We start from the raw sequence: 23,921 nt of genomic DNA, 5'->3' as shown, positions 1-23,921 counted from the left end.
CGCTCTTTGGTCGGTCGTCCGACACGCGCGGACTGGACGCGCCCGCGCTGACCCGGGACATGGTAGTGGCCCCCGGGGTCAGCGCGGCGGCCACCCGGCACCCGTGGAGGGTCAGGACCCGTTCCGGCCCAACTGGCTCAGCACGTACAGCACGTTGTTGCGGCGGGGCGGAATCCTGGTCTCCAGGATGACCTCGTGGTTCGGCAGCGCGGAGTCGATGTATCCGCGCAGCTCCTCGCGGCTGGGGAAGCGCACGGTCTTGTCGCCGGTGACGTAGCGGTCGGCGGCGAAGGCCATGGCGTGGGCGATGCCCGCGCCGCGCTCCCAGTCCTTGACCGCGATCATCCCGTCGTCCGCGGTCAGGGCGCGGGCGTCGTCGAGGATCGGCAGCCGCAGCTCTTCCGGGAGGTGGTGCACGACGTCGACGAGGCACACCAGGTCGAACGGCTGGGGGTTCTCGGCGCGCAGCTCGTCGGAGCGGATCGGCCGGAACGTGGCGCGGCCGCGGTCGCCGCGGAAGAGCCTGCCCACCTGGTCGGAGATGTCGATGCCGACGTACTCGGCGTCGGGGTAGGCCGCGCACAGCCGCTGGCCGAACGAGCCGTCGCCCGCGCCGATCTCGAGGATGCGCTTGGCGGGACGGAGGCTGGCCAGCGTGGTGGCCAGGTCGTCGAGGTTGATGAAGCGGTTGCGGTAGGCCTCCGCAGCCGGGATCTCGTACTTGCCCAATCTGTGCCGGATAATCGGACCAATGCCCACCAGATCTCCTTGGTCACCTCGGATGTGGGGTACAACACGGTACACAAGTAGCCGACCACACCGGGCTTCCTCGACGATCACCGGGGTCGGCGCGGCGCCGAGGCGTCGATCAGGCCGCGGTGACCGGGGCGGGCGGCGCAGGCGCGGAACCGCTCCTGCGCAGGCCGGCAGCCAGGCGCAGGCCCATCACGGCCACCACGAGGCTGCACGAGGCCATCTGCCCCCAGACAGCGCCCCACACCGGGTCGGGGTGCAGCAGCACGAACGCCAGCAGCACGATCCCGCCCACGGTCCACCCGATCGTGACCACCCGGTGCCTGCCGATGGCGACCAGCGCGGGCAGCAGCACCTGGGTGATCATCAGCAGCACCGTGCTGACGGCGAGCAGCGCGATGACGATGCCGGGCAGCCGCACCTTCGTGTTGAACAGGAACTCCACCACCCACGGGCCCAGCAGCAGCGCCCCGACGAAGGACGGCACGCCGATGGCGGCGAGTGCGACGCCGATGCGCGCCAGCGTCGACCGGACCATGCCGAGGTCGCCCCTGGCCACGGCCTGGGTGAGCGCGGGCATGAGCATCGCCTGCACGGCCGCGAACAGCAGCACCGGTACCCGGACCATCAGGAACGCGGAGGCGAACGCGAACGCGGTGTTCGTGTCGTCGGTCAGCCTGCTGTTGACCACCACCGGGGCGATGTTGGCGACGGCCTGGAAGCCCAGGGTGGCCCCGACCAGCAGGCCGAGGCCGCGGGCCATGTCCTTGACCGTGTCGGCCCGGTCGTCGGGGACCGCGTCGAGGGGCTTGTCGTCCTTGTCGTGCCGCGCGCGCAGCCAGAGCAGCCCGACCAGCGCGGAGAGGGTCAGCCCGAGGGCGAAGACGAGGCCGTAGACCACCGAGTAGCGGAAGCCGAGCAGCACGGCGACCCCGCACAGCGCGATCCGCGACAGCCCCTCACCGCCCAGGCTCGCCGCGTACCCGGAGAACCGCTGGCGCCCGCCGAGCAGGCCGCGCACCAGGTAGGCCAGGGCTGAGCTGACCACGCCGACGGCCAGCGCGGCGAACAGGCCCCACTGCCCGCCCAGCGCCCGATCGGTGATCAGCGGCGACGCGGCGAGCAGCACCACCAGCACGATCGCCGTCAGCGCCCCGGTCAGCAGCAAGGCGCGCTTGGCGACGACGCCGAACGGCCTGCCCGCGACGAGCCAGGAGCTGGTGGCGCGGCTGGTCTCCTGCTCGAGGCCCGCGAACACACCGGGGCCCACGATGCTGAGCAGCAGGTAGAAGCTGGTCAACGCCACGACGTCGTCCGGGGCGAGCGTGTAACCCGACAGCGAGATGAAGCCGTACCCGGCGAGGCCGACCACGACCATGCCCGCCGTCATCCCGAAGGCGGACCCGAACCGCTCGCGCACTCCACCACTCACCGGACAACCGTAGGAGAACGCGGCCCCGCCTATGCTGCCGGGGTGGGAGATGTGCTGGTCGTCGGCGGGGGGATCCTGGGCCTCGCCACCGCGCGGGAAGCCGTCCAGGCAGGTCACCGGGTGACCGTGCTGGAGAAGGAAGCGCGCTGGGCCGCGCACCAAACCGGACACAATTCGAACGTCGTGCACGCCGGGCTGTACTACGCGCCGGGTTCGGTCAAGGCGCGCATGTCGGTCGCGGGCAACCGCTCGATCGCCGCGTACGCGCGTGAGCACGGCGTCCCCTTCGACCAGTGCGGCAAGCTCGTCGTCGCCACGGCCGAGTCGGAGCTGCCCGCGCTGCACGAGTTGGCGCGCCGGGCGGAGGCCAACGGCGTGCCCGCCCGGCTGATCGGCCAGGCCGAGGCGCGCGAGCACGAACCCGAGGTGGCGTGCGTGGCGGCGCTGCGGGTGTCGAGCACGGGCATCATCGACTTCCCGGCGGTGTGCGCGGCGATGGTGGCCGAGCTGACCGAGGCGGGCGCCGACCTGCGGCTGTCGACCCCGGTGCTGGGCATCCGGCCGGGGCGCGGCGGCGGGGTCGAGGTGGCGACCGGGTCGGGGGTGCTGCGCGCGACGGCGCTGGTCAACTGCGCCGGCCTGCACAGCGACCGGGTCGCCCGGCTGGCTGGCGTGGTCCCCCGGGCGCGGATCGTGCCCTTCCGCGGCGAGTACTACGAGCTCCGCCCCGAGCGCGCGGGCCTGGTGCGCGGATTGATCTACCCGGTGCCGGACGCGACGCTGCCCTTCCTGGGCGTGCACCTGACCCGGATGCTGGACGGCAGCGTGCACGCGGGCCCGAACGCCGTGCTGGCGCTCAAGCGCGAGGGCTACCGCTGGCGCGACGCCTCCCTGCGCGACCTCACCGAGACGGCGACCTTCCCCGGCACGTGGGCGCTGGCCCGGAGGTACGCCTACCCGACCGGGGTGGACGAGGTGCTGAGGTCGTTGTCGCGCAGGCGGTTCGCGGCGTCGCTGGCCAAGCTGGTGCCCGCGGTGGGTGAGGACGACATCGTCCGCGCGGGCTCAGGCGTGCGGGCGCAGGCCTTGCTGCCGGACGGCTCCCTGGTGCAGGACTTCCTGATCGAGACCGCGCCGAACCAGGTGCACGTGCTCAACGCCCCCTCGCCCGCGGCGACCTGCGCGCTGGAGATCGGCAAGCACATCGCCGCCCGGCTCTGAGGTCTGGTGTCACTCCGCGGGTGGCGCCCGGGGTCTCGGGAACGGTGATGCCTGCGCCGAGGTGACCGAGACCCGGGGTTTGCCGATCTCATCGTTATCCGACCCTGGGGACCCCCGATTTCAACGTTACCCAGGGGGTCTGACGGAAATGGCTCGTCAGGCGGGGTTGTCCACAGGGTGCGCGGGCGGCCCCAGGGGTGGGCAGGCCCAGGNGGGCCTGCCCACCGCGGGTGTCAGGTGACGGGGGTCAGGACGTCGAGGCCGAGGAAGGGGCGCAGGGCCTCGGGGACGGTGACCGAGCCGTCGGCGTTCTGGTGGTTCTCGAGGATGGCGACCATCCAGCGGGTGGTGGCCAGCGTGCCGTTGAGGGTGGCCGCGACCTGGGGCTTGCCGTTCTCGTCGCGGTAGCGGACGGAGAGGCGGCGGGCCTGGAAGGTGGTGCAGTTGGAGGTCGAGGTCAGCTCGCGGTAGGCCTTCTGGGTGGGCACCCAGGCCTCGCAGTCGAACTTGCGGGCGGCGCTGGAGCCCAGGTCGCCGGTGGCGGTGTCGATGACCCGGTAGGGGACCTCGATCTTGCCGAGCATCTCCTTCTCCCAGTCCAGCAGGCGCTGGTGCTCGGCCTCGGCGTCCTCCGGCTTGCAGTAGGAGAACATCTCGATCTTGTCGAACTGGTGCACCCGGATGATGCCCCTGGTGTCCTTGCCGTAGGACCCCGCCTCGCGCCGGAAGCAGGTCGACCAGCCCGCGTAGCGCTTCGGGCCCGCGCCCAGGTCGATGATCTCGTCGGCGTGGTAGCCGGCCAGCGCCACCTCGGAGGTGCCGACCAGGAACAGGTCGTCGGCGTCCAACTTGTACACCTCGGCGGCGTGCGCGCCCAGGAAGCCGGTGCCCGCCATGATCTCCGGGCGGACCAGCACGGGCGGGATGACGAGCTGGAACCCGGCCCGCGTCGCCTGGGCGGCGGCCATGTTCAGCAGGGCCAGCTGGAGCTGCGCGCCGATCCCGGTCAGGAAGTAGAACCGCGACCCGGAGACCTTCGCGCCGCGCTCCATGTCGATGGCGCCGAGCCGGTGCCCGAGGTCGAGGTGGTCCAGCGGCTCGAAGTCGAACTCGCGCGGCTCCCCGACGACCTCCAGCACCGCGTAGTCGTCTTCGCCGCCGACGGGCGCGGCCGGGTGCACGAGGTTGGGCAGCAGCCGGTGGGCGGCGTCGAACTCCTTCTCCGCCTCGCCCTGCTCGGCCTCGGCGGCCTTGACCTCCGCGGACATCTCCTTGCCCTTGGCCAGCAGCGCCGCCCGCTCGTCGCCCTTGGCGCGGCCGACCTGCTTGCCGAACAGCTTCTGCTCGGCCCGCAGGTTGTCCGCGCGGGAGATCGCGGACCGCCGCCGCTCGTCGACGGCCAGCAGCGAGTCCACCGCCGCCGCGTCCTCCCCGCGCGCCCGCTGCGAGGCGCGCGCGATCTCCGGGTCTTCGCGCAGAACCTTGAGGTCAATCACGCCTAGGAGGGTAGTCCAGCCCGCCGCCCGGCCGCCCGCTAGTGGCTCGGCTCAGAACGTTTGCCGTGTATCGGCGGGTCGAGACGGGGTGAACGTTCTGGGCCGGGCCGCTAGTTCCGGCAGGAGCCCGCAGGACGCGAGAGGCCCCCTGACCGCGGGTCAGGGGGCCTCTCGAGTGACTGGGGTCAGACAGCGGCGAACAGGGCTCCGAAGTCGGAGATCGCCACGGCGACGATCATGCCGAGGGCCAGGTGCACCGCGGCCACGACGACGCTGGCCGGGGCGAACTTGTCCGTCTCCATGGTGGCGCCGACGTCGAGCTTGGTCACCCACTCCAGGGTCCGCACGGCGAGGACCTGGGCGACGATGCCCACCAGGCCGTAGACGACCGAGGTGATCAGGCCCGCGGTCAGGTCGCGCGAGGAGAACACAATGGCGATCACGATGATGAACGCCATCGACAGCATTCCGGAGGCCGTGACGATGACGGCGTTCGGCTTGCCTTCGCGGACCAGGGAGCTGAGCTTGCCCGGCGTGGTCCAGTCGATGGCGTAGAAGCCGAGCAGCATCAAGACGAGGCCGACGATCGCGAAGAGGACGATCGCGCCGAGGCCTCTGAGGAGGCTCCCGCCGAAGCCTTCTGGCAGGGCGGCGTTCGTCACCGCGGCGAGGTGGATGGTGGTCACTCGTCCTCCAACAGGAATTCCCAATGCGACAAATCCGGCAGGCGCCTGGTCGGCATCATGCCCCTGGTATGCGGTGCGGCACGAACGCCGCGCCATCGTCGGTGACCAATCCCGCGGTCTCGCGGATGCCCAGGCCCGCGGCGTGGTCGCCGACGATCCAGGCACCGAGGGCGGGTCGGTAGCCGTCGAACTCCGGCAGCGGGTCGAAGGCCTGGTAGACGAAGCCCTCCTGCCCGTAGACGCCGGTGGTCTCGGTCTCGTAGCCGGGGGCCACGATCTGGATGTTGGCCCCCTCGCGGCCCAGGCGGGGCTTGCGCACGTACTCGGTGAGCAGGCCCGGCTGGTCGATGAAGGCGGGCAGCAGGTTGGGGTGGCCGGGGTACATCTCCCACAGCACCGCCAGGATCGCCTTGTTGGACAGCAGCATCTTCCAGGCGGGTTCGATCCAGAGCGTGCTGGGCTGGGAGTCCAGGACGCGCTTGCCGAACTCCTCGTCGACGATCCACTCCCACGGGTAGAGCTTCATCACCGCGTTCATCGGCGCCTCGCGCAGGTCGACGAACCGGTTGAGCACCGGGTCCCAGCCGATCTCCTCGATGGCCAGGCCGATGGTGTCCAGGCCCGCCTCGGCCGCGGTCTCCTGCAGGTAGGCGGTGGTGATGTGGTCCTCGCCGCTGGAATCGGACTGCGACCAGGTGAAGTAGAGCTGGTCCGACGGGAGCTTGTCGGCGACCTCGCGCCAGCGCTCGACGAGCTTCTCGTGGATGGAGTTCCACTGGTCGTCGTCGGGGAACACGTCGGTCTTCCAGTACCACTGCACGATCGCGGCCTCGAGCAGCGAGGTCGGGGTGTCGGCGTTGTACTCGAGCATCTTGGCCGGGCCTGAGCCGTCGTAGCGCAGGTCGTAGCGGCCGTAGACGTGCGGGTCACTGCGCTTCCAGGACTCGGCGATCTTGGGCCAGGTCCACTCCGGGATGCCGAAGTCGCGGTAGCGCTCGGTCAGCACGATGTTGTCGACGGCCTCGAGGCACATCGAGTGCAGCAGCTCGACATCGGCCTCAATGGACAAGATCTCGTCCATGTCGAACACATAGTGGACCGACTCGTCCCAGTACGGGCGGAGCCCGCCGCCGCCGTAGCGGGCGGGGGAGCCGAAGACCAGGCCCTGCGACTCGATCTTCTCGCGCCAGTCCGGGCGGGGGTTGGACTGTTCTCGACGCACGTCAGCTACCCGAGCTCTTCCCGCTGCCACCGACACCGAGGCCGCCGCGCTGCACGGTCTTGCCCGACTGCGTCTTCACGGACGTGCCCGACGACGGGGCGGCGTAGCTGCCGCCGGTGACCCGCTGGCCCACGGTGCCGGAGCCGCCGTAGTTGTAGCGGTACGAGCTGCCTCCGATGTAGATGAAGCCGCCGCTGGAGTACCCGTTGTGGGAGCTGGAGTTGGCGTCGCAGTAGTCGTCGTCGACGATGACGCCGTTGGAGTCGACACACTGCGCCGTGACCTCTTCGTCCGGCGTGGCGGACGCGTAGATCACCGCGACCACGGCGACGACACCGACGGTCACCCCGGCGCCGATGAGGATGCGCTTGCGCTTGTTGCGCTTGCGCTCGGCCTCTTCGTACTCGGCGACCTCGCGCTCGCGCTCGCGGCGCAGGGCCTCGCGGCGCGCGCGCTGCTCGGCGAGCGTCGGCTCGCGCGGCGTCGTCGAGGACGGGTCCTGGAAGTTGACGCTGCCTCGCCTGCTGCCCGCGTCGTCCCGACCGGTGGCACCCTGGTTCGCCTGCGGGTCCGGGTCTCCACCCGGCGGCAGGTCGGGGCCGTTCGGCTTGTCGTTGTCAGTCATGTAACCCCTCCCGGCGCGAACAGTACCCAGTCACGGGCTCCGACGTGGGATGATTGTCCCGATCGCAACCTGTTTTCCCCTCTCGACGGGGTCCCGGCCGCATCCTGCGCTCGAACACGGCATCATGGGTTCTGATGCTCGCGACCGGCGATTGGTTTCGCCCAGATGACAGCACGGCGAGAACACGACTGCTCATGGCAGGCGCCCTCGCCGGTTCCATGCTGCTCTTGATCTCCAGCATGCTGTTCTCCTGGCCGGTCGCGACCGGTGGCGGGATGGCCCCCACCCCCGAGGAGCAGCGCGAGGCCGCGTTCGAGGCCCCGACCGGGAGCTGCCTGGACTGGACTCCCCCGGACGGCCAGGACATCCGGGTCGTGGACTGCGTCGAAGAGCACCTGTTCGAGGTCACCAGCACGGTCGACATCTCCGCCGACTACCCGGAGAACGCCCCGCCCCCGGACGTGACCGCGTGGCAGGAGATCGCGGTGGCCAAGTGCACACCCGGCGCCACGACCTACCTGGGCGGGACCCTGGACCCGTTCGGCCGCTACAGCGTCAACGCGCTCAAGCCCAATGACGCGCAGTGGGCGGACGGTGACCGAAAGCTGCGGTGCGGCCTGCAATCAGTGGCCGCCTCGGGCGCGCTGCAGCCGACGACGGGCCCAGCGGCCAAACAGGACCAATCGAACATCCACGAGCCCGGCACCTGCCTCGCCCTGGACGGCCAGAAGATCGGCGACCCGATCGACTGCACGCAGCCGCACGCCTTCGAGATCGTCGGCAACGTCGACCTGGCCGAGGCGTTCCCCGCCGAGTACCCCAACGTCGACCAGCAGACCGAGAAGGCCCTCGAGCTGTGCACCGCGGTCGCCACCACCTACACCGGCGGGACCGACCTGGCGGCCAAGAAGCTCACCCTCTACTCCGACACCCTCAAGGAGGAGAGCTGGGCCGCGGGCAGCCGCCAGGTCGACTGCAAGGTCGGCGCCAAACTCCCCGGCGGCGGCGGCCTAGCCCCCATCACCAACAGCGTCCGAGCCACCCCCGCCACCACCACCCCGACCCAGCCCCCCGCCTCCACCCCCGGCGGCTGACGTGCCGATCGAGATGACCAGGCAGCGCTTCGAAGAACTCGTCGCCGACGCCCTGGACCTCATCCCCAGCACCTTCGCCACCGCCATGGACAACGTCGTGGTCCTGGTCGAGGACCGAGACGAGCACGACCCCAGCCTGCTGGGCCTCTACCACGGGATAGCCCTCACCGAGCGCATGTCGGACTACGGCGGCTTCCTGCCCGACCGGATCTTCATTTACCGTTCGGCAATTCTTGATATCTGCGAGACAGAGGATGACGTGGTGGAGGAGGTGGCGATCACGGTCGTCCACGAGATCGCCCATCACTTCGGCATCGACGACGAGAAGCTGCACGAACTGGGCTGGGGCTAGCCGCTGGGGTATTCAGACCCCGGCGTGGCGGGCTCCTCCCATTCCTGCCAGGCCACGCAGGTCGGCTGCTTCCCCTCGATCACGAGGGGTCAGCGGTTCAGAGATCGAGCCAGGTGATGGACTCGTTCCGGCTTCCGCGCTCAGCCACGAAGTGGTGCACGGCAGCGCGCACAGTGGAGAGGTCGATCTCGGCATTGGCCGCTATCGGACGCTCGTTGCCTGTGTAGTCATAGAAGATCGGCTCGGAGTCCGAGGAACCATTGGTACTGATCACGCTCTTTCGGTCTTCAACGTGGCCGACGAAGCCTCTCTTTTCTTTCGGGTTGAGTCCGAACTGAGTGACGCGCCTGTCTGCTCCATCAACCCATTCGATAGTCGCGGCGACCGGAACACCTGCCTCGACGGCCTCGACCTCCATCCGGTCGAGCAGCGCGTCGAGCTGCTGCGCGGACTCGAGCAGGATCGGCTCCTGCTGGCCGAGGTCGTACCACGCTCGCGCGACTACCACGGTTTCGCACCTCCCAAATAGCGCTTCTTAAACCCATCGGGTCCGTACACGGTTAGAACGTAACCCGGCGGGAGGACAACAGAAATCAATTCGTCGCATCCATATGGACCGGGACACGGAAAATTATTCAGCACCAATGTCGCTCGCTTGATCTCGTTGTCGCGCATATGGACCGCGAGCTTCAGTTCTGCATCGGCGACAACCGTCAAGGGATAAAGCGGACAATTCTTTTCACGAAGCACGGCGTCGACGCGCACCGATCGGGCATCGGTGCCGCTGGCGATGGTGGCGGAATCACCTTCTGGCGTGAACCACTCGCCGCGGGTCTTCTGGCCCCGTCCACGGGTTACCGGTCGTGGAAGCCTGTTGCGGGCAGCTTCGACCCGTGGGTCCTCGTCGCCGTCGCCGGGAGACGTGGGTAGCGTGCCCACCGGATCAACTCGTACCGCACCCGCGACGGCAGGCACTCCTGACTCCACCGACGCGAGGTACCCGGCAAGCAGATCAGCGGCACCGGCGATCATCCGCCCAGCCTGGTCAATCCGCGCCGACATCTCCCGGTAGGCCGCTGCCACCGCTCGCGGCTCGACCGCCCTTGTGCCCCTCGTCGCGTCTTCAGCCGACCGAGCGGCTTGATGAGACCGATTACCTGCCTCGACAAGCGTTGGTTGCGCATCGCGAATCTGGTTGATGACCCCGCGTACCGCAGCAACCAAGTCCCCTACCGAGGCCACGGTTAGGCCTAGGCGCGGCGGGTCAGGTGGGTGATGGCCGTTCGGGGGAAGTGGAGGGTGCCGCCGGTGGGGTTCTTGAGGTCGAGGACCGCCCAGCCGGTGGGGGTGGGGGCCAGGCCGACGCAGTTCTCGTGGCCACCGGAGAAGGATGACTTGCGCACTGGCCCGGTGGTGGCCTTAGAGGTCATTGATGCGTCGCTCCAACAATCGCCGGGAATCTTCTGGTGACAGGGACCGTTCCCGGGCATCCTCGAAGGCTTCGACAAATGCCCCGAGCCGCTTCGAGTAGGAGGTCCCTGTCAGCGCCTCAGTGTACGCGAGGCGCAAGAGGCCCTGGGCGATCGACAAGATCGTGAACGAGGACGACAACCCAGAGGTCTCGCCTGCCGACCACGGGAAGACCTGGACATTCACGTGGTCGAGGGCGACGAAGTCCAGCACCCGCTTGAGCTGCTCGCGCAGGGCGTCACGGCCACCGATTTCGCGGTGCAGCGCCTCCTCCCCGATGACCACGGACAGGCGGCAATCAGTTCGGGCCATGACGGCGGCACCTCGATCCGCTCGGGCTTGGGCTCGCTCATCGGCGGTGGCGGGTGAGACCACGGGCGAGCGGCGGATCTGGGCGAAGGCGTACGCGTGGGTCTGCAACAGGCCCGGCACACAGGGGTAGACCATCTGGATCTCGGAGGCCGCGCGCTCGTAGACCGCGTAGTTCCGCCGCCGTCCGGCGGAACCGGTCACCGGCGCTCGGTCTGCCGCGATGGCGCCGTAGTCGCGGAGTTCGGTGGCTCGGTCCTTGGGCAGGTCGTACAGGGCCACAAAGGACTCGGTCTCGTCGGGGGTGGGCGCGGACCGGCCCTGTTCCAGGTTGGCGACCCGCTCGGCGGCGATACCGGTGCGCTCGGCCACCGCGGCCTGGCTGAGCACGGCCGTGGTCCGGGCGGCTCCCAGGATGCTCCCGAACAGGACGCGGGCGACGAGTGGATCGAGTTCGGCAGTCGACATGGCGAGGATTGTGCAGCATCGACACTCCCCCGTCATCTTCGCCTTGACATGCGTGACTCATTACGTCGTAATAAGTGGCGTGACAGATGGCGAGACGGACATCAGGGCTGTGTCGGCGCGGGCGATGTTGCTCGCGGCGGAGTTGGAGGCCGCTCGGCGGCGCAAGGGGTTGACCACGCGCGAGTTGGCGCAGGTCATGGGGATGTCACCGGCGATGGTGAACCGGATCATGAACGGGCGGCGGGCTCCGGAGCCGATGGAGATCGGGGGGTTGTGCGCGTTGACCGCGATCGCCGCGAAGCGGCGGCCGCACCTGTACCGGTTGGCCCGGGAGTGCGCGCTGACCGAGTGGACCATTCACCGGGTCGGGGAGGCCCGGGACCCGGATGGCGTGATCGAGGCGCTGTGGGCGCTGGCGAGCGAGATCCGGACCTTCTCACCCGCCACCACGCGGCCTCGGTGGCCCGGTGGATCGGCGACGTGGACGCACTACGTGCCCGAGGGGGTGGCTGACCAGGACACCGTGGAGCGGTTCGCGGTGCCCGACCACGTGCACGTCATCGCGGCGCCGCCGTTCCGGCACGGGGTGCAGGTGTTGCGGTTCCCGCACTCCGCGCCGGTGGCGGTCCTCGAACTGGACTACACGACGTTGGTCTTGGAGAAGGACAACGCCCAGCCCTACCTGCGGGCGTTCGACGACGCGCTCAGCCCTTCACGCACACGACCTGCTTGAGGCGGGCCACGACCTCCACCAGGTCGCTCTGGGCGGCGATGACCGCATCGATGTCCTTGTAGGCGGCCGGGATCTCGTCGACGACGCCGGAGTCCTTGCGGCACTCCACGCCCGTGGTCTGCTCGGCGAGGTCCTGCGGGCTGAACTGCTTGCGCGCCTTGTTCCGCGACATCCTGCGGCCCGCGCCGTGCGAGGCCGACTCGAAGGAGTCCGGGTTGCCCAACCCCCGAACGATGTACGAGCCGGTGCCCATCGATCCCGGGATAATCCCCAGGTCGCCGCGGGCCGCGCGGATGGCGCCCTTGCGGGTGACCAGCACGTCCTCGCCGAAGTGGGTCTCCTCGGCGACGTAGTTGTGGTGCACCGAGATCGGCTCCTCGAAGCGGACGCCCGTGAACTGCGCGCGCACGACGTCGCACACCAGGCGCATCATCACCGCGCGGTTGCGGCGGGCGTAGTCCTGGGCCCAGTAGAGGTCGTGCCGGTAGGCGGCCATCTGCGGGGTGTGCGCCAGGAACACGGCCAGGTCGGGGTCGGGCAGGGCGGCGTTGTGCGCCAGGCCCCTGGCGACCTCGATGTGGTGCTGGGCCAGCAGGTTCCCGATGCCGCGCGAGCCCGAGTGCAGCATCAGCCACACGCGGGAGTCCTCGTCCAGGCAGACCTCGATGAAGTGGTTGCCGCCGCCGAGGGTGCCCATCTGGTTGAGGGCGCGGCCGCTTTCCTTGCCCACCACGGGGGTCAGGTCGTCGAAGCCCTTCCAGAACTGCGCCCAGTCCGCGCCGTCGCGGTCGTTGAACGCCTCGGACTTGTGCATGCCGAAGCCGACCGGCACCTTCGCCTCGATGCGCGAGCGCAGGCGCGAGAGGTCCGCCGGGAGGTCGGCCGCCGTGAGCGAGGTGCGCACGGCGGACATGCCGCAGCCGATGTCGACGCCGACGGCGGCCGGGGACACCGCGTCGCGCATGGCGATGACGGAGCCGACGGTCGCGCCCTTGCCGTAGTGCACATCGGGCATGACGGCCACGTGCTTGAACGCCCAGGGCAGGGCGGCGATGTTGTGCAGCTGCCGCATCGCCTGGTCCTCGACGGTCGCCGGGTCGGCCCAGAGGCGGATGTCGACGGTGCTGCCGGTGATGGTGGTCGCTGCCATGCGGCGAAGGATAGAGACACGCGTTCCCCTGGGTACGAACATATTTCTCGTCAAGCGCGTTGTTGTGGCCGGCATTAGCGTCAACGGGCATGGGCAAGGCCACCGATCTCCTCGATGCGGCTCTCGACCGCGCCATCGTCCCCGGCTACTCCAAGATCGGGTACCGGGTGCGCAGCCGGTTCTGGGCGGCCGACCCGGCCCCCGGGTCGCTGGAGGGCTGCACGGCGCTGGTGTCGGGGGCGAACTCCGGGCTGGGCAAGGCGACCGTGGCGGGCCTGGCCCGACTGGGCGCGACAGTGCACATGCTGGTCCGCGATGCCGAGAAGGGCGAGGAGGCCAGGAACGAGATCGCCGACGAGGTGCCCACCGCGCACCTCGAGCTGCAGGAGTGCGACGTGTCGAACCTGGAGTCGGTGCGCGCGTTCGCCGACCGGTTCCTGGGCCAGCACGGCAGCCTCGACGTCCTCGTGCACAACGCGGGCACGATGCCGCCCGAGCGCACCGAGACCGACGAGGGCAACGAGGTCGCGCTGGCCACCCACGTGCTCGGCCCGTACCTGCTCACCGGTCTGCTGCGGCCCGCGCTGGCCAAGGCGCACGGGCGCGTCGTGTTCGTGACCTCCGGCGGGATGTACGCGGCGAAGCTGCACCCGGAGGACCCGCAGTACCGCGACGGCAAGTACAACGGCACCACCGCCTACGCGCGCACCAAGCGGATGCAGGTCGTGCTGGCCGAACAGCTCGCAGAGCGGCTGCGGCCCGACGGCGTGACCGTGCACAGCACCCACCCCGGCTGGGCCGGCACCCCCGGGGTGACGCAGTCGCTGCCCGGGTTCAACAAGGTGATGGGCCCGTTGTTGCGCACGGCGGGGGAAGGCGCTGACACGATCGTGTGGCTTGCGGCCGCTGCCCAGCCCAAGCACCACACGGGCGCCTTCTGGCACGACCGCAAGCGCCGCCCGACGCACTACCTGCCCTGGCAGCACGACGAAATCGCCGGCCGCCGGGCGCTGTGGGACCTGTGCGCCGAGGAGACCGGCCTCGTGCTGTGAACCCGATCGGGGCGCACACCACCGGGTGACATGCTGTTGCGGGTCGCCTGACCTGCTCGGACGCTCAAGACAGTCGAGCGTCAGGAGCACCCCATGGTCGTCCGTCCCTTGATAGCAGCAGCCGCCCTGGCCGCCTTCCTGCCCACCACCGCGTCGGCGGACCCCGAGTACCTGGCCGCCATCGAGCCCGCGGCCAGGGCGGTGGCCGAGGAGTTCCGGATCCCGGCCTCGGTCGCCGCGGCGCAGTCGGCCCTGGAGTCGGGGTGGGGCAAGAGCGAGATGGCGAAGGTCGACCACAACTACTTCGGGTTCAAGTGCAACGCGGCCGGGCACGGCCCGATCGCCATCGGCTGCCGCGACCACCCGACGACCGAGTGCACCCCGGACTGCCACCCCGCGGTCGGGTCCTTCCGGGTCTACGAGACCAAGGAGGCGTCGTTCCGCGACTACGGGCGGCTGATCACCACGAGCAAGTACTACGAGGGGGCGCTGCCGCTGGCGGAAGACCCCGACGCGTTCATCACCGAGGTGGCCAAGAAGTACGCCACCGATCCCGGCTACGCCGAGAAGGTCATCAAGCTGATGCGCGAGCACGACATGTACGCGTTCGACCAGCCGAAGCCGTGAGTGACCACCCGCGCGCTTTCCGTTGCGGGATCGCGGAGGACACCACGACGCAGGCGGAAAAATAGGGCCAAGGGTCCTGTATTTGGCGACGCTTCCCGCGCTCTCTACCTGGTGTAGTCACCACGGCGCAGGAGGAACACATGCTCGCCACAGTCGAGTTGGACGCGGAGATCGCCGCACTCGAGGCGTCGCTGGCCATCGCCCCGGTCCCCCCGCGCCGAGCAGCCACCGTCACCGCCGACAACCTCGACGCCGCCGTCGCCGCGGCCATCCGCGCGGAGAGCGGCGCGGTCGAGGCCCTCCTGCGCTTCCTGCGCCCGGTGGTCCTGCGCTACTGCCGGGGCAGGCTGGGCCGCCTGTCGCGCTCCATCACCACCGCCGAGGACGTCGTCCAGGAGGTCTGCCTGGCCGTCTACCGCGCCCTGCCCACCTACCAGCAGCTCGGCCGCCCGTTCCTGTCCTTCGTCTACGGCATCGCCGCGCACAAGATCGCCGACGTGCACCGCACCAACACCCGCGACAAGTCCGACCCCACCGCCGAGTCGCCCGACCTGCCCAGCGACGACGCCCTGCCGGAGGAGGTCGTCCTGCGCCACGAGCTCGAGACCCGCACCGGCGGCCTGCTCGGCGTGCTGACCCCGCGCCAGCGCCAGATCCTCGTGATGCGAGTCGTCATGGGCATGTCGGCCCAGGAGACGGCGGACGCGGTGGGCACGACAGCGGAGGCGATCCGGGTGGCCCAGCACCGGGCGCTGAACCGGCTCCGCAAGACCGCGGGCGCCGCCGGCCGCGTCCAGGGACCCCGGGCGATGGTCCGGGGCTAGGCCGTGTTTCGAAAGACGCTGTTCGCGATAGCCGCGCCGGAGCGGCCCCTGACGGCACGGGGCGAAGGCACCGGCACAACACCGGTACCGGCACCTCCACCCCGCACCGCCAGGAACCACCCCAATCACGACTCTCACCGAACGGACTTCCGAAACACGGCCTAGCGCTCGAGCGCCGCGCGGCCGACGCCCGGCGGGAAGCGGGTCTCGTTGCGGTCGATCTTGGCGTTGGCGGCGGCGATGAGGTCCACGCCCAGCACGTCGGCCAGCCGGACGAGGTAGAGCAGGACGTCGGCCATCTCGTCGAGCACCTTGGGGTGCTGGTCGGGGTCGTCCATGATCGCGGCGGCCTCCTCGGGGGTGAGCCACTGGAACAGCTCGGTCAGCTCGCCCACCTCGCCGGTGAGGGCCATGACGAGGTTCTTCGGGGTGTGCCAGCGGAACCAGTCGCGGGCTTCGGAGAAGGCGCGCTGGCGGGCGGAGAGGTCTTCGAGGGTCACCGCGCCACCCTAGGGACTGGCCGATCGGCCGATGCGGTGGCAGCCTGCGAGACGATCCGCAGGGTGGGGGTGGTTCCTACGGTGGGACGCATGAGAATCGGGGAACACGCGGGACGGTGGCTGATCGGCCTGTTCGTCGCCGCTTGGATTGTCGACGTCGTCCGGGTGGGGCTTCCCGTCATGGACCTGCCGATGACGGCGTCGACGCTGCCGCTGGCCGCTGGGGTGCTGGTGGCGCTGCGCAGGCCCGTGCTGGGGTTGGCCGGGGGTCTGGCCGGGTGGGCTGCGCTGTCGCTGGTGTTCATCCTGACCGACCAGCGGCCGGAGACGTGGGGTGGCGTTCCATTCCTGCTCACCAGCGAGGAGTTCGGCGTCGCGGCGATGATCGGGGTCGTCATCTACACCCGCACACGGGCGGCGATCCCGGGAGCCGTGCTGACGGTGCTGCTGGCGGCCGGGCTCGTGATCGCACGGGCGATGTCCGGTTGGGGTTTCCCGACCATGATGTTCTACGAGGGCGCGTTCACTTCGGTGGTGGTAGTCGGCGCGGGCGTGCTGGGCGGGGTGCTGGCCCGCCGAGGCGGGCTGGGCCATTGGCCGGTGGGGTTGGTCCTGGCCGTTCTGCTGACACTCGACGCCGCCCGGCTGGCGAACAGCTCGGCTTGGGGAGCGCGGGGTTCGACGGTGGTCGCGGCCATCGTGGGAGTGGCGCTGGTGGTGACCAGCGGCTTGGCCCTCGGCGGTTCGCGGTGGGGGTACCAAGCCGCAGGTGTCGCCGCGGCCACGGGCGTGCTGGTGGCGGTGTTCGGCACCGCACCGGAGCGGGTCACGCCGCTGAGCGTGGTGGTGGCCCACCTGGTGATCGTCGTGGCGGTGTGCCGGGACAAGGACCTGCGCACGGCGGCGAAGGTCGTGGGGGCGCTGGGTCTGGCCGACCTGTTCACCCTGTTGGTCCTGCGGGACGGGGTGAGCTCCCGTTCGACGCTGGAACACCTGTTCATCGCCGGTGGACTGGCGGTGGTGGCGATCGGGGGCGCCTTGTACCTGCGAACACGCGATACCGAGCGGTCGCAGGAGGTGCGCGCGGCGGTGTTCGACGAGCGGATGGCGCTGGCGCGGGAGTTGCACGACGTCGTCGCCCATCACGTGACCGGGATCGTGGTGCAGGCGCAGGCGGCGCAGCTCAAGCCGTCGGCGGCGATGGGCTCGTTGGGTGGGATCGAGAAGGCCGGGGTGGAGGCGCTCACGGCGATGCGGCGGCTGGTCAGCACGATGCGGGCGCCGGACCACATGCCGGAGTCGGCCACCGGTGATCTCGAGTCGGACCTGCTGGCCCTGGCGAACGGCTTCACCGCGGCCCCGGTGCGGGTGGCGGTCGACCTGCCGCCCGCGCTGCCGCAGGAGATCGGGCGCAGTGTGCTGCGGGTGGTGCAGGAGTCGTTGACCAACGTGGCCCGGCACGCGCGGGCGGTGACCGAGGTGGCCGTCCGCATCGGACACAGCGGCGACGAGCTGCGGGTGGAGGTGGCCGACGACGGTGAGGCGCGGCAGGCCGCGCGCGGCACCGGCTACGGTCTGGTCGGCATGCGCGAGCGGGTCACCCTGCTCGGCGGCGGCCTGACCGCGGGCCCGGCCGAGGGCGGCGGCTGGGTGGTCGACGTGCGGCTGCCGCTGGGAGGCACCCCGTGATCCGCGTCCTGATCGCCGACGACCAGGCGATGGTGCGCACCGGGTTCGCGATGATCCTGGGGACCCAGGACGACATCGAGGTGGTCGCCGAGACCGCCGACGGCACGGCGGCGCTGGCCGCGGCGCGGGAGCTGCGCCCGGACGTGTGCCTGGTCGACATCCGGATGCCCGGCCCGGACGGGCTCGAGGTGACCAGGCGGTTGGCCGGGCCGGGGGTCGCCGACCCGCTCAAGGTGGTCGTGGTGACCACGTTCGACCTCGACGAGTACGTGCACGCGGCGCTGACCGGCGGGGCCAGCGGGTTCCTGCTCAAGGACGCCGGGCCGGAGCTGCTGATCGAGGCGGTGCGGGCGGCGGCTCGGGGGGACGCGCTGGTCTCGCCGCGGGTGACGGTGCGGCTGCTGCGGCACTTCGCCGCGGCGGCCGGGGAGGCGGCCGTCGACAACCCGCTCACCGGGCGTGAGACCGACGTCGTGCGGGCGGTGGCGCGGGGGTTGACCAACGCCGAGGTGGGCGCCGAGCTGTACCTGTCTGTCTCTACCGTCAAGACGCATTTGCAGTCGGCGCAGGGGAAGCTCGGCGTGCGCAACCGGGTCGAGCTGGCCGCGTGGGCTTGGCGGGGCGGCCTGCTCGACCCCTGATGCGGTCGGCCCGTCTACTGAGGAATCCTGGTTACCCGACGACGGTCTTGACGGTGAGCTGGTTGTTCTGGCCGGGCAGGTCGGGGACCGAGCAGCCGGTGCCGGACAGCGGGACGAACATCGCCGCCGTGTCGTGCGGCGGGTAGATGCGCAGACCCCGGGTCTCGGTCGGCTGGCAGGCGCTCGGGTCGAAGTTCTGCACGTTGGTGAAGCCGATGTCGGCGGCCGCGTCGCCGCCCGGGTTCAACGTGACCGGCGCGCCCTTCTCGCCGACCCGGTAGGCGGCCGGCCCGACCTGGTGGCCGTCGTCGCCCGCCACGTACGACACCCCGGGGAAGCCCTGGATCGTGCACGTGCGGTCGCCCGAGTTGGTGAACACGAGCTTGCGGTACACGGTGCCCGCCGCCGCGTCGCCGTCCTTGATGGACAGCGTCAGGTCGGCGGCTTTGCAGTCCGATGAGGACGACGCGCCGTCGGCCGCCTCGGCGTCAGCGGGAGCGCGGGTGGGTTGTGGGACTTCGGCGGAGGTCGCAGGCGGGGCGGTGGTCGAGGTGGTCACCGGCTGACCGGCCGAACTCGCCGACGGGGTGGTCGTGCCGGGTGACGAGCCCGCGTCGGTGGCACCGGTTCCGCACCCCGCGGTGACCGCGGCGACCAGAACACCGGTCGCGATCAGCGTCTTTCGCCCGATGGTGTGAGCGTGCACAGTAGATCTCGCCTCCAGACGTACCCCGGTCTTCCTGGATGGTCCACTCAGTGGACGTGCGGACCCCCCGAAAGGTTGTCTCTTCACCAGAGGTACCCACGTTTGGCTAATACCCAACCTCGCGCGCCCCGCTGAGCACTGTGTTCCCAGTCGCCGTGGGCAGCGGGCCGTGTCACGCTCCGGCAGGTTCGCGCAGGTCCCTCGCCTTCCCGGAGCGTCATTGTGCGTCTCAAAACCTGGCACAAAACCAAGGTCGTGCTCGGCCTCACCCTCGCGTTCGCCACGGGGCTGGGTGTGGTGGCGGACGCCGACGCCCGCCAGGACGACATCGCCGCCCTGGTGCGCGCGGCCGACCGCGAGGCGGCCGCGCGCGGGACGATCGTCGCCATCTCGTTCTACGACCGGGTCAAGGACGTCCACGCCGACAACGGCGAGCTGCCGCACAAGCACTACGGGTCGGCGTCGCTGGTGAAGCTGTTCATCGCCGACGACCTCTACCACCGGCACGCGCGCGGGGAGGTCCAGCTCAGCGACTTCGACTGGCAGCAGGCCGACGCCATGCTGCGCTCCTCCGACGACAAGGCGGCGAGCCGGTTCTGGTCCGCGCACGGCGGCCCGGAGATGGTCAACCGGGTCAAGGCCCGCTACCGGCTCACCGAGGTCCAGCCCCCGGTCAACGCGCGCTGGTGGGGCCTGACCCGGATCACCTCGTCCGACATCTCGAACTACTACGCGCGGATGCTCGCGGGCGAGGGCGGCCTGCCGCAGTGGCTCCAGGACAAGCTGGTCGGCAACCTGCAGGCCTTCACCTCGCACGGCGCCGACGGCTTCTACCAGCGCCATGGCGTCCCCGACGGCCTCCCGAACGAGCCGGTGATGGGCGTCAAGCAGGGCTGGATGTGCTGCCAGGCGGACCTGCGCGTGCTCAACTCGTCCGGCGTCGTCGGGCAGGACCGCCGCTTCATCGTCGTGATCCTGGCCCACCAGCCCGCTGGGTCGTCGAGCTACGCGCACGTGCAGGACTCCGCGACCATGGCCATCCGGCGGGTGTTCCCCGGCGGCACGATCCCCCGCCCGGGCGCTGTCCGGGCGGCGGGCAGCCCCGTGGTCGACACCCCGCCGCAGCCGGCCACCAGCGCCACCGAGCCGCGCTCCCTCGACCTGGCCCGGCTCGACGGGGCGGCCCGGGGCGCCGTCACCATGAGCGTCACCGGCCTGGGCGAGCTGGTCTCCCCCGTCACCGGCCGCTGCACCCCGCGCCCCGGCGGAGCCGACGTCGAGGTCACCTCAGCCGACGGCGCCAAGGTCACCGTCCGCCTCGGCGAACGCTCCTCGGTGACCCTCGCCGACGCGGGCCTCGACTTCGACGCCGACCTGCTGCCCGGCGACTACGCCTTCGCCGCGCCCCGCCTGACCATGGGCGCCCGGCTCCAGTCCGGGGGCGCGCCTGCCGGACGCCTGGACCTGGACGTCACCTGCGCTTAGGGGACCTCGACGCCGGTCCACTCCTCGCAGTGCCACGAGGTGGGGCCGGTGGCGCGGAGCAGGACGTGGCCGGTGTTGGCCAGGAGTTGGACGCCCGCCATCTGCGGGGTGACGTTGTCGGCCAGCCACTCGGCGGCCAGGCGGATGACGCCGCCGTGGCTGACCACGACGATGGTGCCCTCGGCGTCGGGCCGGTGGTGTTCCAGGACGCGGTCGAGGGCGGCCAGGTAGCGGGAGCGGATGTGGGTGCCCGTCTCGCCGCCGGGGATGGCGGCGTCGAGGTCGCCGTGGACCCAGCGCAGGTAGACCTCGCCGAAGGCGCGCAGGGACTCCTCGTCGCCGCGCATCTCCAGGTCGCCGCACTGGAGCTCGAAGAGGCCGTCCATGACCTCGACGGCGAGGCCGTGGACGTCGGCGACGGGCTGGGCGGTCTCCTGGGCGCGGATGGCCGTGCTGGCGTAGACGGCGATGACGTCGTGGTCGGCCAGGCGCTCACCGAGGGCCTCGGCCTGGCGGCGGCCCTGCTCGGTGAGGCTGGGGCCGGGTGGGCGGGAGTCGAGCAGGTGGGCGACGTTGGACGGGGTCTCGCCGTGGCGGACCAGCATCAGGCGCAGGGTCACGCGTGCTCCCCCTCGCGCAGGCCCGCGAGCCACCGCGCGGACTCGTGGTAGTCGGCGTCGCGGTTGGCCTCGGGCGCGGCCGACCCGCTGCCGTCCGCCTTGGGGTAGGAGCCGAGGAAGCGGACCAGTTGGCTGCGCCGGTGCAGGGCGGCGAGGGCGTCGCCAACCCGCTCCTCGGCCACGTGGCCGTCGAAGTCGAGGTAGAAGCGGTACTCGCCGAAGTGGTTGCGCAGCGGGCGCGACTCGATGCGGGAGAGGTTGATCCCACGCATCGCCAGCTCGCTGAGCAGCGCCGACAGCTCGCCGGGCCGGTGCGCGACGACGGCGAGGACCGAGGTGCGGTCGGCCCCGGTCGGCGCGGGCAGGGCGCCGGGGCGGGCCAGCAGCAGGAACCGGGTGCGCGCGTCGGGCTCGTCGGCGACATCGGTCGCCAGGGCCTCCAGCGGGTAGTGCCCGAGGGCCACCGGGGCGGTGACGGCCGCGTCGTGCTCGCCCCCGGCGACCCCGACGGCGGCCGCGGCGGTCGAGTTGGCCACGACCTGGGCGGCGGCGGGCAGGGTGGCCGCGAGCCAGCCCTGGACCTGGGCGAGGGCGTGCGGGTGGCTGGCCACCGACCGCACGTCGGCCGCGGTGGTCCCGGGGCGGACCAGGACCGAGAAGCGGATGGGCAGCACGTGCTCGGCGACGGCGACGACCGGCTCACCCGCGGCGAGGGTGTCCATGGTCGCCGACACCGCGCCCTCGACGGAGTTCTCCACCGGCACGCAGGCGAAATCGGCCTCCCCCGCGCGAAGCGCCCCGACGGCGGCGGGGATCGTGGCGTGCGGGACGAGGTCCGCGTCGCCACCGAGCGCGGCCTGTTCGGTGAAACCGAGCGCGGCCTGTTCGGTGAACGTCCCCCGTGGTCCGAAGTAGGCGATGGTGGGCACCCGACCACCCTACTGACCCGGGCGCGCGCCGCCGGTCGGCGATCTCCCCCGACACCGGGGGTTGTGGTGGCGGTTACCAAACGGCGGTTCCGCGCGGGACGCCGCGAATGCCATGCTGGGAGCGTGACTGCGGATTCGGAGACCGGTACGGCGTCCGTCCGAGGACGGCGCACGGGCGGGCCGCAGCTAGTGCTGTGCGCGGTGAGCGCGGACCTGGCCCGGGCGTGGGACACCGCGGCCGAGGGCAGGCCCAGCATCCGGGTCCACCGCGGGTCGCTGCTGGAGATCGACGCCGACGCCGTGGTCTCCCCCGCGAACTCCTACGGCTGGATGCGCGGCGGGATCGACGCGGTCTACGCGGCGGCGTTCCCGACCGTCGAGCAGTCGGTGCGCAGCGCGGTGCTGGCCTACCACGGCGGTGAGCTGCCGGTGGGCGAGGCGCTGATCGTCTCCACCGAGGCGGCGCGGCCCGCGTGGCTGATCACCGCCCCGACGATGCGCGAGCCGGGCGAGCCGCTGCCCCCGGACACCGTGCACCCGTACCTGGCGGCGCGGGCGGTGTTCCGGCTGTGGCTGACCGGGGAGGTCGAGGACGGCACCCCCGTGCGCGACGTCGTGCGGACCATCGCCGTGCCGGGGCTGGGCACCGGGGTCGGGCAGGTGGCGCCCGCGGTGTGCGCCCGCCAGCTCGCTGCCGCGTGGGACGAGGTCTTCCCCGCGAAGTAGTTGACGTTTGCGCAGGTCAGAGCGGTCATAATCTGATCATGGACGGGCGCCACGTCATGTGCGCCACACTGAACTTCGCCCGATCGGTGTAATCGGTCACAGCGGAAACACCCGATGAACACTTACGTTGACGCGGTACGCACCACCACCAACTCGGCGAGGAGTCGGTCATGACCCGGGTGCGCGAGCTGAGTCCGTATGTGGAGCTCCGCCGCGAGCAGTGGCGAAAGCTCCGCAAGTCGACCCCGCTGCCGCTGACCCTGGACGAGCTGGTGGCGCTGCGCGGACTGCGCGACCCGGTGGACCTCGACGAGGTCGCCGACGTCTACCTCCCGCTCTCCCGGCTCATCTCGCTGCAGGTCGGCGCCAGGCAGCGGCTCTACGAGTCGACCACGGAGTTCCTCGGCGAGGACCCGCAGACGGTGCACAAGGTGCCGTTCGTAATCGGCATCGCGGGCAGCGTCGCCGTCGGCAAGTCGACAACCGCCCGCGTGCTCAAGACCCTGCTGGCCCGCTGGCCCGGCCACCCGCACGTCGACCTGGTCACCACGGACGGCTTCCTGTTCCCCAAGGCCGAGCTGCTGCGCCGCGACCTGATGAGCCGGAAGGGCTTCCCGGAGAGCTACGACCGCCGCGCCCTGCTGCGCTTCGTCTCCGACATCAAGTCCGGCGCCGAGGAGGTCCGCGCCCCGGTCTACTCCCACCTGGCCTACGACATCCTGCCCGGCGAGGAACAGGTGGTCCGCCGCCCGGACATCCTCATCGTCGAGGGCCTCAACGTCCTGCAGACCGGCCCCCGCCTGGCCGTGTCGGACCTGTTCGACTTCTCGATCTACGTCGACGCCCACCCCGACGACATCGAACGCTGGTACGTCGACCGCTTCCTGGCCCTGCGCTCCACCGCCTTCGCCGACCCGGCCTCGCACTTCCACCACTACGCCTCGCTGACCGACGAGCAGGCCTCGGCCGAGGCGGTGAAGCTGTGGAAGGAGACCAACGAGCCCAACCTGATCAACAACATCCTGCCCACCCGCCCCCGCGCGACGCTGGTCCTGCGCAAGGGCCCCGACCACCGCACCAGCCGGGTCCGGCTCCGTAAGCTCTGACCCGT

General features: G+C 70.8%; 27 protein-coding genes. 12 read left to right on the top strand and 15 right to left on the bottom strand.

Features of this window, described 5'->3' with window-relative positions; genetic code table 11:
- Window positions 1-111: 111 nt before the first annotated feature.
- Entirely contained in the window at window positions 112-759 is a 648-nt protein-coding gene (locus tag GCL84_RS27430) for a class I SAM-dependent methyltransferase (protein ID WP_197523541.1), read from the bottom strand.
- 109 nt (window positions 760-868) lie between these two features.
- The gene (locus GCL84_RS27425) at window positions 869-2,185 is read right to left on the bottom strand and encodes a lipopolysaccharide biosynthesis protein (protein ID WP_156758463.1); all 1,317 of its coding nucleotides are present in this window, start codon (window positions 2,183-2,185) and stop codon (window positions 869-871) included.
- A 42-nt stretch (window positions 2,186-2,227) separates the two neighbouring features.
- Between GCL84_RS27425 and lhgO the strand changes: the two genes are divergently transcribed.
- Complete coding sequence (gene lhgO / locus GCL84_RS27420) at window positions 2,228-3,406, top strand: L-2-hydroxyglutarate oxidase (protein ID WP_156758462.1); 1,179 nt, start codon at window positions 2,228-2,230, stop codon at window positions 3,404-3,406.
- Between the two features lie 233 nt (window positions 3,407-3,639).
- Here the strand turns inward: lhgO and serS are convergent, their stop codons facing one another.
- From serS to GCL84_RS27400, 4 genes are all read right to left on the bottom strand, one after another.
- A complete protein-coding gene (serS, locus tag GCL84_RS27415; protein WP_156758461.1) occupies window positions 3,640-4,902 on the bottom strand; it encodes a serine--tRNA ligase in 1,263 nt (420 codons plus the stop codon).
- Window positions 4,903-5,087: 185 nt separating this feature from the next.
- Window positions 5,088-5,588, bottom strand: coding sequence for a DUF350 domain-containing protein (locus GCL84_RS27410; protein ID WP_407924440.1), 501 nt, complete (start codon window positions 5,586-5,588; stop codon window positions 5,088-5,090).
- Between the two features lie 55 nt (window positions 5,589-5,643).
- Entirely contained in the window at window positions 5,644-6,810 is a 1,167-nt protein-coding gene (locus GCL84_RS27405) for a glutathionylspermidine synthase family protein (protein ID WP_156758459.1), read from the bottom strand.
- A gap of 1 nt (window position 6,811) precedes the next feature.
- Window positions 6,812-7,435 carry a hypothetical protein gene (locus GCL84_RS27400; RefSeq protein ID WP_235926781.1) on the bottom strand — a complete coding sequence of 208 codons (624 nt, stop codon included), beginning with the start codon at window positions 7,433-7,435 and terminating at the stop codon, window positions 6,812-6,814.
- Between the two features lie 194 nt (window positions 7,436-7,629).
- Here GCL84_RS27400 and GCL84_RS27395 point away from each other — a divergent pair, with 194 nt between their 5' ends.
- Window positions 7,630-8,529: a septum formation family protein gene (locus tag GCL84_RS27395; protein ID WP_235926779.1), complete on the top strand. Its 900-nt coding sequence runs from the start codon at window positions 7,630-7,632 to the stop codon at window positions 8,527-8,529.
- A 1-nt stretch (window position 8,530) separates the two neighbouring features.
- On the top strand, window positions 8,531-8,881 hold the full coding sequence (locus GCL84_RS27390; protein WP_156758457.1) for a metallopeptidase family protein: 351 nt from the start codon (window positions 8,531-8,533) through the stop codon (window positions 8,879-8,881).
- A gap of 97 nt (window positions 8,882-8,978) precedes the next feature.
- Here GCL84_RS27390 and GCL84_RS27385 read toward each other — a convergent pair whose 3' ends face one another.
- The 4 genes from GCL84_RS27385 to GCL84_RS27370 all read right to left on the bottom strand — a co-directional run bounded on the left by GCL84_RS27385 (window position 8,979) and on the right by GCL84_RS27370 (window position 11,128).
- Window positions 8,979-9,389, bottom strand: coding sequence for an Imm1 family immunity protein (locus GCL84_RS27385; protein ID WP_156758456.1), 411 nt, complete (start codon window positions 9,387-9,389; stop codon window positions 8,979-8,981).
- Complete coding sequence (locus GCL84_RS27380) at window positions 9,383-9,964, bottom strand: DddA-like double-stranded DNA deaminase toxin (RefSeq protein ID WP_156758455.1); 582 nt, start codon at window positions 9,962-9,964, stop codon at window positions 9,383-9,385. Before GCL84_RS27380 ends, GCL84_RS27385 begins: the two co-directional genes overlap by 7 nt.
- A gap of 167 nt (window positions 9,965-10,131) precedes the next feature.
- Window positions 10,132-10,284: a DUF397 domain-containing protein gene (locus GCL84_RS27375; protein ID WP_235926777.1), complete on the bottom strand. Its 153-nt coding sequence runs from the start codon at window positions 10,282-10,284 to the stop codon at window positions 10,132-10,134.
- 16 nt (window positions 10,285-10,300) lie between these two features.
- Entirely contained in the window at window positions 10,301-11,128 is an 828-nt protein-coding gene (locus tag GCL84_RS27370) for a helix-turn-helix domain-containing protein (RefSeq protein ID WP_197523540.1), read from the bottom strand.
- Between the two features lie 79 nt (window positions 11,129-11,207).
- Here GCL84_RS27370 and GCL84_RS27365 point away from each other — a divergent pair, with 79 nt between their 5' ends.
- Window positions 11,208-11,861, top strand: coding sequence for a helix-turn-helix domain-containing protein (locus GCL84_RS27365; protein WP_197523539.1), 654 nt, complete (start codon window positions 11,208-11,210; stop codon window positions 11,859-11,861).
- On the opposite strand, the gene GCL84_RS27360 is transcribed toward GCL84_RS27365, so the two are convergent.
- The gene (locus GCL84_RS27360; protein ID WP_156758451.1) at window positions 11,833-13,011 is read right to left on the bottom strand and encodes an RtcB family protein; all 1,179 of its coding nucleotides are present in this window, start codon (window positions 13,009-13,011) and stop codon (window positions 11,833-11,835) included. The genes GCL84_RS27365 and GCL84_RS27360 overlap by 29 nt on opposite strands.
- 89 nt (window positions 13,012-13,100) lie before the next feature.
- On the opposite strand from GCL84_RS27360, the gene GCL84_RS27355 reads away from it, so the two are divergent.
- From GCL84_RS27355 to shbA, 3 genes are all read left to right on the top strand, one after another.
- Window positions 13,101-14,063 (top strand): SDR family NAD(P)-dependent oxidoreductase, encoded by a 963-nt coding sequence (locus tag GCL84_RS27355; protein ID WP_156758450.1) that lies wholly within the window; start codon window positions 13,101-13,103, stop codon window positions 14,061-14,063.
- 93 nt (window positions 14,064-14,156) lie between these two features.
- Window positions 14,157-14,690 carry a glucosaminidase domain-containing protein gene (locus tag GCL84_RS27350; protein ID WP_156758449.1) on the top strand — a complete coding sequence of 178 codons (534 nt, stop codon included), beginning with the start codon at window positions 14,157-14,159 and terminating at the stop codon, window positions 14,688-14,690.
- Window positions 14,691-14,830: 140 nt separating this feature from the next.
- Entirely contained in the window at window positions 14,831-15,514 is a 684-nt protein-coding gene (gene shbA, locus GCL84_RS27345; protein ID WP_156758448.1) for an RNA polymerase sigma factor ShbA, read from the top strand.
- A gap of 161 nt (window positions 15,515-15,675) precedes the next feature.
- On the opposite strand, the gene GCL84_RS27340 is transcribed toward shbA, so the two are convergent.
- Window positions 15,676-16,014, bottom strand: coding sequence for a nucleotide pyrophosphohydrolase (locus tag GCL84_RS27340; RefSeq protein ID WP_156758447.1), 339 nt, complete (start codon window positions 16,012-16,014; stop codon window positions 15,676-15,678).
- Window positions 16,015-16,104: 90 nt separating this feature from the next.
- On the opposite strand from GCL84_RS27340, the gene GCL84_RS27335 reads away from it, so the two are divergent.
- Together GCL84_RS27335 and GCL84_RS27330 are read left to right on the top strand one after the other, a co-directional pair.
- Window positions 16,105-17,703: a sensor histidine kinase gene (locus GCL84_RS27335; RefSeq protein WP_156758446.1), complete on the top strand. Its 1,599-nt coding sequence runs from the start codon at window positions 16,105-16,107 to the stop codon at window positions 17,701-17,703.
- Entirely contained in the window at window positions 17,700-18,344 is a 645-nt protein-coding gene (locus tag GCL84_RS27330) for a response regulator (RefSeq protein ID WP_156758445.1), read from the top strand. Before GCL84_RS27335 ends, GCL84_RS27330 begins: the two co-directional genes overlap by 4 nt.
- 31 nt (window positions 18,345-18,375) lie before the next feature.
- Here GCL84_RS27330 and GCL84_RS30420 read toward each other — a convergent pair whose 3' ends face one another.
- Window positions 18,376-19,050 carry a DUF4232 domain-containing protein gene (locus GCL84_RS30420; RefSeq protein WP_235926776.1) on the bottom strand — a complete coding sequence of 225 codons (675 nt, stop codon included), beginning with the start codon at window positions 19,048-19,050 and terminating at the stop codon, window positions 18,376-18,378.
- A 222-nt stretch (window positions 19,051-19,272) separates the two neighbouring features.
- Between GCL84_RS30420 and GCL84_RS30415 the strand changes: the two genes are divergently transcribed.
- The gene (locus GCL84_RS30415; protein WP_235926774.1) at window positions 19,273-20,535 is read left to right on the top strand and encodes a hypothetical protein; all 1,263 of its coding nucleotides are present in this window, start codon (window positions 19,273-19,275) and stop codon (window positions 20,533-20,535) included.
- Here GCL84_RS30415 and GCL84_RS27315 read toward each other — a convergent pair.
- The gene (locus tag GCL84_RS27315) at window positions 20,532-21,155 is read right to left on the bottom strand and encodes a histidine phosphatase family protein (RefSeq protein ID WP_328618795.1); all 624 of its coding nucleotides are present in this window, start codon (window positions 21,153-21,155) and stop codon (window positions 20,532-20,534) included. The genes GCL84_RS30415 and GCL84_RS27315 overlap by 4 nt on opposite strands.
- Entirely contained in the window at window positions 21,152-22,084 is a 933-nt protein-coding gene (pheA, locus tag GCL84_RS27310) for a prephenate dehydratase (protein ID WP_156758442.1), read from the bottom strand. Before pheA ends, GCL84_RS27315 begins: the two co-directional genes overlap by 4 nt.
- A gap of 123 nt (window positions 22,085-22,207) precedes the next feature.
- Here pheA and GCL84_RS27305 point away from each other — a divergent pair, with 123 nt between their 5' ends.
- Window positions 22,208-22,810 carry a macro domain-containing protein gene (locus tag GCL84_RS27305; RefSeq protein ID WP_156758441.1) on the top strand — a complete coding sequence of 201 codons (603 nt, stop codon included), beginning with the start codon at window positions 22,208-22,210 and terminating at the stop codon, window positions 22,808-22,810.
- Between the two features lie 170 nt (window positions 22,811-22,980).
- Entirely contained in the window at window positions 22,981-23,916 is a 936-nt protein-coding gene (coaA, locus tag GCL84_RS27300) for a type I pantothenate kinase (RefSeq protein WP_156758440.1), read from the top strand.
- Window positions 23,917-23,921: the final 5 nt, after the last annotated feature.

Origin of the sequence: Actinokineospora pegani, from assembly GCF_009745975.1 — a bacterium.
In the GTDB taxonomy this organism is placed as follows: Bacteria; Actinomycetota; Actinomycetes; order Mycobacteriales; family Pseudonocardiaceae; genus Actinokineospora; species Actinokineospora pegani.
Note: the sequence above shows the minus strand (reverse complement) of the source record. Positions and strands in the feature narration are given on the sequence as shown.

Bases quoted from the DNA above. Each gene is read 5' to 3' on its own strand.
- GCL84_RS27400 (WP_235926781.1), bottom strand. From the start codon at position 7,435: ATGACTGACAACGACAAGCCGAACGGCCCCGACCTGCCGCCGGGTGGA.
- GCL84_RS27395 (WP_235926779.1), top strand. From the start codon at position 7,630: ATGGCAGGCGCCCTCGCCGGTTCCATGCTGCTCTTGATCTCCAGCATG.
- GCL84_RS27370 (WP_197523540.1), bottom strand. From the start codon at position 11,128: ATGTCGACTGCCGAACTCGATCCACTCGTCGCCCGCGTCCTGTTCGGG.
- GCL84_RS27360 (WP_156758451.1), bottom strand. From the start codon at position 13,011: ATGGCAGCGACCACCATCACCGGCAGCACCGTCGACATCCGCCTCTGG.
- GCL84_RS27355 (WP_156758450.1), top strand. From the start codon at position 13,101: ATGGGCAAGGCCACCGATCTCCTCGATGCGGCTCTCGACCGCGCCATC.
- GCL84_RS27350 (WP_156758449.1), top strand. From the start codon at position 14,157: ATGGTCGTCCGTCCCTTGATAGCAGCAGCCGCCCTGGCCGCCTTCCTG.
- shbA (WP_156758448.1), top strand. From the start codon at position 14,831: ATGCTCGCCACAGTCGAGTTGGACGCGGAGATCGCCGCACTCGAGGCG.
- GCL84_RS27335 (WP_156758446.1), top strand. From the start codon at position 16,105: ATGAGAATCGGGGAACACGCGGGACGGTGGCTGATCGGCCTGTTCGTC.
- coaA (WP_156758440.1), top strand. From the start codon at position 22,981: ATGACCCGGGTGCGCGAGCTGAGTCCGTATGTGGAGCTCCGCCGCGAG.